We start from the raw sequence: 11,658 nt of genomic DNA on the forward strand, positions 1-11,658 counted from the left end.
AGCGACGCTGATCGGCCGCTTGACGGATTTGCATATGCATTTAACCTGATTTGGAACGAAGGTTGCATCCCGCCGCGAATGACGCTGTCTAGCGTCCTGAGTGGCGCGTTCGCCGCAAAACAGGGGAAGGGTTTCGATCATGGCAGCATTCAAGCGCATGGGCGCCGCAGTCGGCTTTGGCCTTGCCGCGCTCCTGGCGGCGGGCGGCGCTCAGGCACAGACCAAGGTGAATATCGGCATCTCCGGCTGGACCGGCTTCGCGCCGCTGGTTCTCGCCAAGGAAGCCGGCATCTTCGCGAAGAACGGCCTCGACGTGACGATCAAGAAGATCCCGCAGAAGGATCGCCACCTCGCCATCGCCTCGGGCGACATCCAGTGCGCCGCGACGACGGTCGAGACCTGGATCGTCTGGGATGCCGCTGGCATCAAGACCAAGCAGATCTTCCAGCTCGACAAGAGCTACGGCGCCGACGGCATGGCCGTGCGCAGCGGTGTCGGCTCGATCAAGGACCTCAAGGGCAAGACGGTGGCGGCCTCGGCGCCCGGCACCTCGCCCTATTTCGCGCTGGCCTGGTTCCTCAAGGAGAACGGCCTGTCGGTGAAGGATGTCAGCGTCGTCAACATGGAGCCCGGCCCGGCCGCGCAGGCCTTCATCGCCGGCCAGAACGACGCCGCCATGACCTATGAGCCCTATCTCTCCTCCGTCCGCGACAAGCCCGATGCCGGCAAGATCATCGCGACCACGCTCGAATACCCTATGGTGATGGACACCTTCGGCTGCACGCCGGCCTTCCTCGTCAACGACAAGGCCGCGGCAGCGCTGACCCAGAGCTATTTCGAGGCGCTGGAGATGATCAAGAAGGACCCGGCCAAGGCCTATGAGATCATGGGCGCGGATGTGAAGCAGACCGGCGAGCAGTTCGGCAAGTCGGCCGCGTTCCTGCGCTGGTCCGATGCCGAGGGCAACAAGGCGTTCTTCGCCGGCGACTGGCAGGCCTTCTCGGCCAAGGCCGCCGACCTGCTGCTCGAGATCGGCCTGATCAAGGCCAAGCCTGATCTCGCCTCGCTGGTCGACACGAAGTTCGTCGCCGGCAAGTGAACGCCGACGCGTGACGGAAGACATCCTTCCGGACGTCCTCGAACCCGGCCTGCGCGTCGTCTTCTGCGGCACGCAGGCCGGGGCCGTCTCGGCCCGGCGGAGAGCCTATTATGCCGGCCCCGGCAACAAGTTCTGGACGGTGCTTCACCAGACCGGGCTGCTGCCGGTGAAGCTGGCGCCGGAAGAGTTCCGGAGCCTGCCGCGCTACGGCATCGGCCTCACCGATGTCGCCAAGCGAACCTCCGGCCCCGACTCGGCGCTGCGAGGCGGCCATTTCGACGTGGCTGGCTTCACGGCGCGGATTGCAGCCAGCACGCCCGGTATCGTCGCCTTCAACGGCAAGCGCGCCGCGCAGGCCGCGCTCGGAATTCGCGAAGGCCGTCTCGCCTACGGGCTTCAGCCCGGAAAACTGGCGGGCGCCAAAATCTATATCCTCCCCTCGACCTCCGGCGCTGCCGCCGGCTTCTGGTCGATCGAACCCTGGAAGCAACTGGCCATGGCCGTGACCGGAACGACAGCGCGATGAGACCTTTGCAACCCGTCTCCGCCACGGCCCGCATCGGCTATGGCCTGGCCTTCTTCGTACTCTTCGTCGCGCTCTGGTCGGTCGCGACCTTCGGCGGCTACGTCCAGCGCCTCTTCCTGGCCGATCCGCTGACCATGGTCGCCGAGGGCTACAACCTGCTGGTGCGCTACGGCTTCAGTTTCGACATCATGATGACGATCTGGCGCGTCCTCGGCGGCTTCATCATCGCCGTCATCGTCGCCCTGCCTCTCGGCATCCTGATGGGTGCCTACAAGCCGATCGAGGCGTTCCTGGAGCCGTTCGTCTCCTTTGCGCGCTATCTGCCGGCCTCTGCCTTCATCCCCTTGCTGATCCTGTGGGCCGGCATCGGCGAGACGCAGAAGCTGCTCGTCATCTTCATCGGCTCGGTCTTCCAGCTCATCCTGATGATCGCGGTCTCGGTCGGCTCGATCCGGCGCGATCTCGTAGATGCCGCCTATACGCTGGGCGCGACCGACAGCTCGGTGGTGCGCCGCGTGATGTTGCCGAATGCGGCGCCCGAGATCGCCGAAATCTTCCGCCTCGTGCTCGGCTGGGCCTGGACCTATGTCATCGTCGCCGAGCTGATCGGCTCCTCGTCGGGCATCGGCCACATGATCACCGACAGCCAGGCGCTGCTGAACACCGGGCAGATCATCTTCGGCATCATCGTGATCGGCCTGATCGGGCTGGTCTCGGATTTCCTCTTCAAGGCGGTCAACCAGCGCCTCTTTCCATGGGCGCGCGCATGAGCAAGCTAGTCATCGAGAACGTCGGCAAGGTCTTCCCGGGCCAGCGCGGCGGCGAGCCGACGCGCGCGCTGATGCCGACCTCGCTCACCGTCGCGGACAACGATTTCATCACCATCCTCGGCCCCTCCGGCTGCGGCAAGTCGACCTTACTGCGCATCATCGGCGGGCTGGAGACGGCGAGCGAGGGGCGCATCATGCTGGACGGCGCCCCGGTCTTGGGGCCCGGCGCCGATCGCGGCTTCGTCTTCCAAAGCTACACGCTCTTTCCCTGGCTCACCGTGCAGCAGAACATCGCCTTCGGCCTGCGCGAGAAGGGCGTTTCCGAAACGCAGCGGCTGAAGATCGCTCGCGACTGGGCGGCGCGCGTCGGGCTTTCCGGCTTCGTCGACCATTTCCCGAAGCAGCTTTCGGGCGGCATGCAGCAGCGCACGGCGATTGCCCGTGCGCTCGCCAACGACCCCAAGATCCTGCTGCTCGACGAGCCCTTCGGCGCGCTCGACAACCAGACGCGTGCGCTGATGCAGGAGATGCTGCTCGGCATCTGGGAACGCGAGCAGAAGACGGTGCTCTTCGTCACCCATGACATCGAGGAGGCGATCTTCGTCGGCTCCCGCGTCGTGGTGATGAGCGCGCGTCCGGGGCGGATCAAGGCCGACATCCCGGTCAACCTGCCGCATCCGCGGCCCTACACGATCAAGACCACGCCGGAATTCGTCTCCCTCAAGGAACGGCTGGTCGAGGAAATCCGGGCCGAGGTCATCGCCGCCGACCACTAAGCCGGTTGACAGATTGTCGCACCTTTGTTTCCCTCGCCTGAATTGGCCTGACCACATGGCCAAAACGACCCCGGCACGAACCGGGGTCATCGAGAGGGAACCGGGGAGCCGTCCGTGCCGATCGAGGCCGTCGAGACGTCACGCCTGTATCGTCAGATAGCCGACCAGCTTCGCCATCTCATCGAGAGCGGCGAGTTCCCGGTCGGTAGCCGGTTGCCGTCCGAGCGCGAGCTTGCCGACAAGCTCGGCGTCTCGCGCCCGTCGGTCCGCGAGGCGCTGATCGCGCTGGAGGTCGAGGGCCGCGTCCGCATTCGCATGGGCTCGGGCGTCTATGTCGTCGATCCGCCGGTTCAGGCCATCGCCCGGCTCTGGAGCGACCGGGCTCCCGAAGGCCCGTTCGAGGTTCTGAAGGCGCGCGAGCTGATCGAGAGCGCGATCTGCTCGGACGCCGTGGGCCTTGTCGAGCCCGCCGATATCGCGGCTCTCGACATGGTCCTGGAGCAGATGGCCGCATCGGGACTGAGCAGCGACGATCTCGTCGCACTCGACCGCTCCTTCCACGTCGCGCTGGCCGGCATTCTCCGCAACGGCGTATTGGTCCGTTGCGTCGGCGATCTCTTCGACCAGCGCATCAGCCCGTATTTCCGGCAGCTTGCCCGCTATTTCGAAAGCCCCGACTCGTGGCGCCGCGCGGTGGCCGAGCACCGGGCGATCCGCGACGCTTTGGCGCGGGGCGACGGGGCGGCGGCGCGCGAGGCGATGCGCCGGCATCTGCAGAACTCACAGGAACGCTTTTCGCAGAGCTTCGGCGATGCTGGAAAGAGCAACGGGCCGGCCGGCGCCAAGGCCGACCCGAACAAGAAGAACGGGCGCATCACGGGATTGAAACGCAAACAGGGAGAAGCCCGATGAAGACCTATCTCACCGTGGCCGCGCTCGCCGCCGGCCTCGGCCTGCTCGGCGCGCCCGCGCAGGCGCAGACCAAACTGAAATGGGCCCATGTCTACGAGACGTCGGAGCCGTTCCACACCGAGTCCGTCTGGGCGGCCGACGAGTTCAAGAAGCGCACCAACGGCAAATACGAGATCACGGTCTATCCAGCCTCGCAGCTCGGCAAGGAGACCGACATCAACCAGGGCCTGACGCTCGGCACCGTCGACATCATCATTTCCGGATCGAGCTTCGCGGCACGCGCCTATCCGCCGATCGGCGTGACCTACTACCCCTTCACCTTCCGCAATCCCGAGCATCTCCTCGCCTACACCAAGACCGACATCTTCAAGGAGATGGCGAAGGGCTATCAGGAGAAGAGCGGGCACCAGATCGTCGCTGTCAGCTATTACGGCACGCGCCACACCACCTCGAACAAGCCGATCAAGGCCTGCGCCGACATGAAGGGGCTCAAGATCCGCGTGCCCGACGTGCCGGCCTATCTCGCCATGCCGCGCGCCTGCGGCGCCAACACCGCTCCGATAGCCTTCGCCGAGGTCTATCTCGCGCTCCAGAACGGCACGGTCGAGGCGCAGGAGAACCCGCTGACGACCATCGAGGCCAAGAAGTTCTACGAGGTGCAGAAGCACATCGTCCTGACCGGCCACATCGTCGACCACCTCAACACGGTCGTCGCCAAGCAGCTCTGGGACAAGCTCTCGCCTGAGGATCGCAAGATCTTCACTGACGTCGCGCAGGAGGCGGCCGAGCGCACGACCAAGAAGATCCAGGCCGATGAGGTGAAGCTGGTCCAGCTCTTCAAGGACAAGGGCCTGACGGTGACAGAGATCGACAAGGCCGACTTCCTCGCCAACGTCCAGAAGAACGTCACCTTCGAGCAGTTCGGCTACCGCAAGGCCGATTGGGATCGCATCCAGGCGATCAAGTAAGGCGGCTGCCGCCCAGCTCCGCGGCTCGGCTGGCGACTGCCGGGCCGTCTCTCACCCTTGTCGATCCGACGCGCCTGACGTGCCGAGAGGTTCCCCGTGACAAGCGCCAGCCAGCCGGAAGTCCATACTCAGGTGACGATCGAGGAGATCGCTCACGTCTTCGATGAGCCGCCTCCGCCGGCCGATCTTTCGTGCTATGGGGTTGAGGATTGGGCGACGCTCGCCGTCTTCTGGCTGATGGTCACTTGCGTCGTGGCGCAGTTTTTCACGCGCTACGTCCTCAACAACAGCCTGGCCTGGACGGAGGAGATCGCGATCTACGCCCTGATCGTCGTCGTCTTCCTCGGTTCCTCGCTCTGCGTACGCGCTTCGCGCCATATCCAGGTCGATTTCCTCTATCGCTACGTGCCGAAACCGGTTGGCCGTGCCTTGGCGACGGCGGTCGATGCCATCCGCATCGGCTTCCTCGGCTACGCCACCTGGCTGGTCTGGAAATACGCCTCCCTCATCCCGGACGAGATGATGACCACGGTCGATCTGCCGAAATCGATCGTCTTCTATTCCGTGCTCGCCGCCTTCGCGCTGATGACGCTGCGAGCCCTGCAGGTCGCCTGGCAGAACTGGCGCCGCGGCTACTCCGTCCTCGAAAACCCCGCCGCTTTCGACGGATCGGAGGCCTGATCCATGCTGATCCTCGTCGGAACCTTCCTCGCCCTGATGATCTTCGGCGTTCCCGTCGCCATCTCGATGGCGGTCGCCTCGCTCACCTACATCATCGCGACCGGCACCGTGCCGGACGTCATCATGGCCCAGCGCATGATCGCCGGTGTCGAGAGCTTCCCGCTACTGGCGGTGCCGTTCTTCATCCTCGCCGGCAACCTGATGAACATCGCCGGCGTGACCGGCCGGATCTACGCCTTCGCCGTGGCGCTGGTCGGCTGGATGCGCGGCGGCCTCGCCCAGGTGAACATCATCGGTTCGGTGATCTTCTCCGGCATGTCGGGCACCGCGATCGCCGATGCGGCCGGTATCGGCACCATCGAGATCAAGGCGATGAAGGACCACGGCTATCCGATGGACGTCGCGGTCGGCGTCACCGCCGCTTCCGCGACGCTGGGCCCGATCATCCCGCCTTCGCTGCCCTTCGTCATCTACGGCATGATGGCCAATACCTCGATCGGCGCGCTCTTCCTCGGCGGCGTGATCCCCGGCGTGGTGATGACGCTGTTCATGATGGCGACGGTCACGATCTTCGCCCGGCTGCGCAACTGGGGCTCAGATTCGCCGTTTTCGCTGAGGCAGATCGGCAATGCCGGGCTCGAAGTGCTCGTCGTGATGGGCTTCCCCATCCTCGCCTATCTCCTCGTCTGGGCGGGGCTGTCCGAGAACGTCGCGATCGGGCTCGCGCTCGCCGCTCTGCTCGCGCTCGACTACTATTTCGACTTCTCGGCGGTTATGGCGCTGATGACGCCGGTGATCCTGATCGGCGGCATGACGCTGGGCTGGTTCACGCCGACGGAGGCCGCCGCCGCAGCCGTGATCTGGTCGCTCTTCCTCGGCCTCGTGCGCTATCGCTCGATGACCATGCGCTCGCTCGCCAAAGCGACGTTCGACACGATCGAGACGACCGCCTCGGTGCTCTTCATCGTCACGGCCGCCTCGATCTTCGCATGGCTGCTCACGGTCTCGAACACGGCGCAGATCCTCTCCGACGCGATCCTCGGCCTGACCCAGAACAAATGGGTCTTCCTGATCCTGGTGAATCTGCTGCTGCTCTTCATCGGCTGCTTCCTCGACACCATCGCGGCGATCACCATCGTCGTGCCGATCCTGCTGCCGATCGCGCTCAAGCTCGGCGTCGACCCGATCCATTTCGGGCTGATCATGACGCTGAACCTGATGATCGGCCTGCTCCACCCGCCGCTCGGTATGGTGTTGTTCGTGCTCTCGCGGGTGGCCAAGCTATCCGTCGAGCAGACGACGATGGCGATCTTGCCATGGCTGATACCGCTCTTCGCGGCCCTCATCGCCATCACTTTCATCCCGGAGCTGACGCTCTGGCTGCCGCGGACGATGGGCATGCTTCGCTAGGATCGGGAAACGCATGGCGGCGACCTGACGCCGATGCAGAACTGATATACCTCGCCTGCGCGGTCATGCCGCAGGCGTAGGGCTGCCTTGCACGAAGGCCTCGTTACGAACACATAGAGGCTTGCCATCTTTTGGCGAAAGGGGCGCTGCCGAAGGTGGGGCCAATGCATTCGCTGATTGCCAGGATGTTGTCTCGGCTCGCGATCGAGCCACGTATCGATGTTGTTTTTCCCGATGGCACGCTGCAGTCGATCGGGCAGGGCGCCGCACCGCGATTGCGCATGCGGATCGTGGATGCGCCGACTGAACTGAAACTTGCGCTCAATCCCGAACTCGCTTTGGGCGAGGCCGTGATGGACGGGCGCGTCGTGGTCGAGCAAGGCTCGCTCTACGATCTGCTGGATGCGCTGGTCGCGGCTATGCACAAGGCCCGCCCGCAGGGCTGGGGCAAGGTGCTGACGGGCTTGCGCACCGCGGTGCGGCGCTTCCATCAGCACAACACGCCCGCGCTGGCGAAGCGCAACGTCGCGCATCACTACGACCTGAAGAGCGATTTCTTCCGGCTCTTCCTCGACAGGGACATGCAGTATTCCTGCGCCTATTTCGAGCGGCCCGGCGTCACGCTGGCCGAGGCTCAGCTCGCCAAGAAGCGCCACATCATAGCGAAGCTCGATGTGCAGCCGGGCCAGCGCGTGCTCGACATCGGCTGCGGCTGGGGCGGCATGGCCTTGTCGATCGCCGGCGAGACCGGCGCCGCGGTCACTGGCATCACTCTGTCCGAAGAACAGCTCGCCATCGCCAAGCAGCGGGGCGCGGATTCCGGCCTGCCGGTGGAATTCCGTCTGCAGGATTATCGCCATCTGGCCGAGCCCTTCGACCGTATCGTCTCGGTCGGCATGTTCGAGCATGTCGGCGTCGGCTATTATCGCGACTACTTCCGCAAGATCCGCGAATTGCTGAGCGATGACGGCGTGGCGCTGATCCACACCATCGGCCGCTCGTCGCCGCCCGGCGCCACCAACCCCTTCATCGCCAAATATATTTTCCCCGGAGGCTACATCCCCGCCATGTCGGAGGTTTCGGCGGCGATCGAGAAGGAAGGGCTTGTGATCACCGATGTCGAGGTGCTGCGCATCCATTACGCCGAAACGCTGAAGGCCTGGCGCGAGAACTTCCTCGCCCGGCGCAATGAGGCGGTGGCGATGTATGACGAGCGCTTTGCCCGCATGTGGGAGTTCTATCTCGCTGCTTGCGAGGCGAGCTTCCGGCATGACGATCTCGTCGTCTTCCAGTTCCAGCTGGCGAAGAAGCTCGACGGCTTACCGATCACGCGCGGATATATCGCGGAGCGAGAGGGCGCGCTCGGCAGGGTGGCGTAGAGCGCACGGTGCTCGTGTTGAAACGCGGGTCATCCCGGACGCAGCGAAGCGGAGATCCGGGATCCATGCCTGAACTTCCTCGGAAGCGTTCCGGAATGGATCCCGGGTCAAGCCCGGGATGACCCCGTAGTTGCGCAGAAAATGAATGGGCTTCAAGCCGGCTCCGGGCCGACATAACGGGCGCGGGGGCGGATCAGCCGCCCCGTCTCGTTCTGCTCCAGCGCATGGGCGATCCAGCCCGTGCAGCGCGCGGCGGCGAAGATCTGGAAGGGAACGTCGGACGAGAGCCTCAACGCGGTGGCGATCGCCGTCAGCACGAAGTCGATATTGGGCTCCTCGCCGGTGAGTGCGGTAACGGCGCGGCGAGCCTCTTCATAGGCCGGAGGCAGCGTGAACACGGCGAGCAACCCTCGCGCTCGCGGGTCGCCGTCCGGATAGAGCGGATGGCCGAAACCGGGCAGCGGCATGCCGGCCGCGAGGCGGGCGGAAATCGCGGGCTCGGCGCCCTCGCTCGCGATCTCCCGCATCAGCCCGAGCACGCGCGGCGTCATGCCGCCATGCAGCGGTCCCGACAGCGTCGCGAGCCCGGCCAGCACGCAGGCTGCGAGGGATGCGCGGGTCGAGGCGGCGACGCGCACCGCGAAGGTCGAGGCGTTGAGTTCGTGGTCGGCGAGCAGCACCAGCGCCCGGCGGATCAGGTCGGCGCCAGCCGCATCGCATCCCCAGGCCTGCGCCAACCGGTGATGGATGGGACCCTGTCCAGGCCGTCCGGCGATGGCATCGACCAGCGCGTCGAGCACCGAGGCCGCTTCGAGATAAAGCGCCTTTCTGGCACGCCCCGCCATGGCGGTGTCGCCTGCGGCCCGCGTGGCGATCACGCCGAAGATCCGCTGCAGGGCAGGAGCCTCCGGGACGAGCGTGAACAGCGGTGGAAAGCGCTGCGAGCCGCAATCCCACAGCAGCCGCGCGACATCCTCCAGCTTAGCCGTCTGCGCGAGCTGTTCGGCATCTTGCCCGCGATACCAGAGCTTGCCGCGCTGGATCGTGGCGATGGAGGACGCCAGGATCGGCTCGCCGAAGGCGATCGCATCCTCCGCGATCGCGGCAGGCTTCCGCCCGCGCGCCTTGCGGTGCTCCAGCCGCGCCACATCCTCGGCCCGGTAGAGCCGGCGGCGCGAATCGTCCGCGTCGCCGCGCGCCTCGATCAGCCCGCGGCTGACATAGGCATAGAGCGTCTGCGGCTTCAGCCCGAGTCGCGCCATCACCTGTTGCGCCGTCAGCCAGTCGGTCATCGAAATACATTGATTATATTGTTCAAGATTGATTCTAGCGATGAAGCTCCCAATCCTCAAGCCATCGTTTGTAGGAGAGATCGCCATGTCCGATGGCCTTGAAGACGTCGTTGCCGCCCACACCGTGCTCTCGGAGGTTGATGGAGCAGCGGGCCGGCTGGTGGTGCGCGGCCACAGCCTGGATGAGCTGGCGGGCCACACCTCCTTCGAGGAGATGGCTGCGCTGATGCTCGACGGCTTCGTGCCGGACCTGCCCGCCATGAAGGACCTGCCGGCGGCGCTGGGCTCGGCCCGGCAGGAGCTGTTCGAGACGGTCGTCGCCAAGGCGGCGGTGCCCGTTACACTCGGCCCGGTCGAGATGATCCGGGCGATGACTGCGCTGATTCCCGATGGCGAGGACGCCGGCACGGTGCTGCGGCTTCTGGCTGCGCCTGCCGTCTTCACCGCCGCGTCCCTGCGCCTGCGGCAGGGGCTCGTGCCAGTCGCGCCCGATCCGTCCCTGTCGCAGGCCGCCGATACGCTGCGCATGCTGACGAGCACGGCGCCGACGAAGCAGCAGGCCGCCGCGCTCGATACCTATCTTGTCACGGTCGCTGATCACGGCCTCAACGCCTCGACCTTCGCCGCTCGCGTCGTTGCCTCGACCCGCGCGGGGCTCGTCTCGGCCGTGCTCGCTGGCGTCAGTGCGCTGAAGGGCCCGCTCCATGGCGGCGCGCCCGGCCCGGTGATCGAGATGCTCGATGCGATCGGCACGCCCGCCAATGCTCGGGCCTGGCTGGAAACGGCGCTCGATCGCGGTGACCGGCTGATGGGCTTCGGCCACCGCATCTACCGTGTGCGCGATCCGCGCGCCGATGCGCTGAAGGGCGCGATCCGCCGGCTCGGTGCCGATAGCGGGCGTCTCGCGCTGGCCGAGGCCGTCGAGCAGGCGGCGCTCGCCATCCTGCGCGAGCGCAAACCGAACCGGACGCTCGAGACCAATGTCGAGTTCTACACGGCGCTGCTGCTGGAAGCGCTCGGCTTCACGCCGGACTCCTTCACCTGCGTCTTCGCGCTCGGTCGCACGATGGGCTGGCTCGCCCATGCCAAGGAGCAGATCGCCGGCGGTAAGCTGATCCGCCCGCAATCGGTCTATGTCGGCCCGCAGCCGCGGCAGGCGGCGTGAGGTGAGGGAAGGGCGTCATGCTCGGGCTTGACCTGAGTATCTCTTGAACCAGTGCCTTCTCCGGCAAGAGGTTCTCGGGTCGGAGCCGCGCTCCGCCCGAGAATGACGGCATAGGTCAGGCCCGCGAAAGGCGGATGGCGAAGAGTTCGCCGCCGCTTTCGGCGCGCAACGAGACGGTTGTGGGTGCCGGGAGGACCGCGCTGTCCCCGGCAGCCAAAGCCGAGCCGTTCACTTGCCAAACGCCGCGGCGCGCGACCAGAACCAGCAATCCACGCTCGTTCGCGATCTCGTGCGATCCGCCGGGCAGGCGCTCGACTTTGTGGCTCCACGCCCCGCGCCGGCTCATCACGTTGAGATCGTCGATCGGCCCATCGACCAGCACGCCATCGACGGCTCGGTCGGCAGCGAAGAAGAAGGGCTCGGTCCCCTTGTCGAGCGCGACCGTCTCGCCATCGCCGAAGGCGAGATGGATGCCGTTGCCGGTCAGCAGCGACAAGGTCCGGTCGATACCGGGGAAGGACGAGAACGGCCCGTCTGTGCCCACATGCGCCATCGAGATGCGCCAGCCGAAATCGCTGAGGGGGGCTCCCTCGGGAAAAACCGCGATTTCTGTGGTGGTGCCGCCGCCGTTCTTCCACGGCATGACCTTGCAGTCGGCGGCGCGGATGATGCGCATGTTG

At 65.8% G+C, this 11,658-nt stretch carries 12 protein-coding genes; 10 read left to right on the forward strand and 2 right to left on the reverse strand.

Annotated features, from left to right (window positions below; translation table 11 throughout):
• Nucleotides 1–139: 139 nt before the first annotated feature.
• The 9 genes from AC1DVA_RS01120 to AC1DVA_RS01160 all read left to right on the forward strand — a co-directional run bounded on the left by AC1DVA_RS01120 (nucleotide 140) and on the right by AC1DVA_RS01160 (nucleotide 8,521).
• Entirely contained in the window at nucleotides 140–1,099 is a 960-nt protein-coding gene (locus AC1DVA_RS01120) for an ABC transporter substrate-binding protein (protein ID WP_265052105.1), read from the forward strand.
• 10 nt (nucleotides 1,100–1,109) lie between these two features.
• Nucleotides 1,110–1,625 carry a mismatch-specific DNA-glycosylase gene (locus AC1DVA_RS01125; protein ID WP_265052106.1) on the forward strand — a complete coding sequence of 172 codons (516 nt, stop codon included), beginning with the start codon at nucleotides 1,110–1,112 and terminating at the stop codon, nucleotides 1,623–1,625.
• Entirely contained in the window at nucleotides 1,622–2,395 is a 774-nt protein-coding gene (locus tag AC1DVA_RS01130; RefSeq protein WP_476804693.1) for an ABC transporter permease, read from the forward strand. Before AC1DVA_RS01125 ends, AC1DVA_RS01130 begins: the two co-directional genes overlap by 4 nt.
• Nucleotides 2,392–3,171 carry an ABC transporter ATP-binding protein gene (locus AC1DVA_RS01135; RefSeq protein ID WP_265052108.1) on the forward strand — a complete coding sequence of 260 codons (780 nt, stop codon included), beginning with the start codon at nucleotides 2,392–2,394 and terminating at the stop codon, nucleotides 3,169–3,171. Before AC1DVA_RS01130 ends, AC1DVA_RS01135 begins: the two co-directional genes overlap by 4 nt.
• Before the next feature lie 114 nt (nucleotides 3,172–3,285).
• Nucleotides 3,286–4,083 (forward strand): FadR/GntR family transcriptional regulator, encoded by a 798-nt coding sequence (locus AC1DVA_RS01140; protein ID WP_476804694.1) that lies wholly within the window; start codon nucleotides 3,286–3,288, stop codon nucleotides 4,081–4,083.
• Nucleotides 4,080–5,051 carry a sialic acid TRAP transporter substrate-binding protein SiaP gene (locus AC1DVA_RS01145; RefSeq protein WP_265052110.1) on the forward strand — a complete coding sequence of 324 codons (972 nt, stop codon included), beginning with the start codon at nucleotides 4,080–4,082 and terminating at the stop codon, nucleotides 5,049–5,051. The genes AC1DVA_RS01140 and AC1DVA_RS01145 overlap by 4 nt, the downstream gene beginning before the upstream one ends.
• Nucleotides 5,052–5,147: 96 nt before the next feature.
• Nucleotides 5,148–5,732, forward strand: a complete 585-nt coding sequence (locus tag AC1DVA_RS01150) for a TRAP transporter small permease (RefSeq protein WP_476804695.1) — start codon at nucleotides 5,148–5,150, stop codon at nucleotides 5,730–5,732.
• Nucleotides 5,733–5,735: 3 nt separating this feature from the next.
• Entirely contained in the window at nucleotides 5,736–7,142 is a 1,407-nt protein-coding gene (locus AC1DVA_RS01155) for a TRAP transporter large permease (RefSeq protein ID WP_476804696.1), read from the forward strand.
• Nucleotides 7,143–7,306: 164 nt separating this feature from the next.
• The gene (locus AC1DVA_RS01160; RefSeq protein WP_476804697.1) at nucleotides 7,307–8,521 is read left to right on the forward strand and encodes a class I SAM-dependent methyltransferase; all 1,215 of its coding nucleotides are present in this window, start codon (nucleotides 7,307–7,309) and stop codon (nucleotides 8,519–8,521) included.
• 152 nt (nucleotides 8,522–8,673) lie between these two features.
• On the opposite strand, the gene AC1DVA_RS01165 is transcribed toward AC1DVA_RS01160, so the two are convergent.
• Nucleotides 8,674–9,813 carry a citrate/2-methylcitrate synthase gene (locus tag AC1DVA_RS01165; protein WP_476804698.1) on the reverse strand — a complete coding sequence of 380 codons (1,140 nt, stop codon included), beginning with the start codon at nucleotides 9,811–9,813 and terminating at the stop codon, nucleotides 8,674–8,676.
• A gap of 85 nt (nucleotides 9,814–9,898) precedes the next feature.
• Between AC1DVA_RS01165 and AC1DVA_RS01170 the strand changes: the two genes are divergently transcribed.
• The gene (locus AC1DVA_RS01170; RefSeq protein WP_476804699.1) at nucleotides 9,899–10,978 is read left to right on the forward strand and encodes a citrate synthase/methylcitrate synthase; all 1,080 of its coding nucleotides are present in this window, start codon (nucleotides 9,899–9,901) and stop codon (nucleotides 10,976–10,978) included.
• Between the two features lie 115 nt (nucleotides 10,979–11,093).
• Here the strand turns inward: AC1DVA_RS01170 and AC1DVA_RS01175 are convergent, their stop codons facing one another.
• A complete protein-coding gene (locus AC1DVA_RS01175) occupies nucleotides 11,094–11,654 on the reverse strand; it encodes a HutD/Ves family protein (RefSeq protein ID WP_476804700.1) in 561 nt (186 codons plus the stop codon).
• Between the last annotated feature and the right edge of the window lie 4 nt (nucleotides 11,655–11,658).

Source organism: Allobosea sp. P4_C6, from assembly GCF_056402015.1.

What these genes read in the sequence shown, in the direction of transcription:
- AC1DVA_RS01165 (WP_476804698.1), bottom strand. Translation starts at nt 9,813, where the DNA reads ATGACCGACTGGCTGACGGCGCAACAGGTGATGGCGCGACTCGGGCTG.
- AC1DVA_RS01155 (WP_476804696.1), top strand. Translation starts at nt 5,736, where the DNA reads ATGCTGATCCTCGTCGGAACCTTCCTCGCCCTGATGATCTTCGGCGTT.
- AC1DVA_RS01175 (WP_476804700.1), bottom strand. Translation starts at nt 11,654, where the DNA reads ATGCGCATCATCCGCGCCGCCGACTGCAAGGTCATGCCGTGGAAGAAC.
- AC1DVA_RS01170 (WP_476804699.1), top strand. Translation starts at nt 9,899, where the DNA reads ATGTCCGATGGCCTTGAAGACGTCGTTGCCGCCCACACCGTGCTCTCG.
- AC1DVA_RS01135 (WP_265052108.1), top strand. Translation starts at nt 2,392, where the DNA reads ATGAGCAAGCTAGTCATCGAGAACGTCGGCAAGGTCTTCCCGGGCCAG.
- AC1DVA_RS01160 (WP_476804697.1), top strand. Translation starts at nt 7,307, where the DNA reads ATGCATTCGCTGATTGCCAGGATGTTGTCTCGGCTCGCGATCGAGCCA.
- AC1DVA_RS01120 (WP_265052105.1), top strand. Translation starts at nt 140, where the DNA reads ATGGCAGCATTCAAGCGCATGGGCGCCGCAGTCGGCTTTGGCCTTGCC.
- AC1DVA_RS01130 (WP_476804693.1), top strand. Translation starts at nt 1,622, where the DNA reads ATGAGACCTTTGCAACCCGTCTCCGCCACGGCCCGCATCGGCTATGGC.
- AC1DVA_RS01145 (WP_265052110.1), top strand. Translation starts at nt 4,080, where the DNA reads ATGAAGACCTATCTCACCGTGGCCGCGCTCGCCGCCGGCCTCGGCCTG.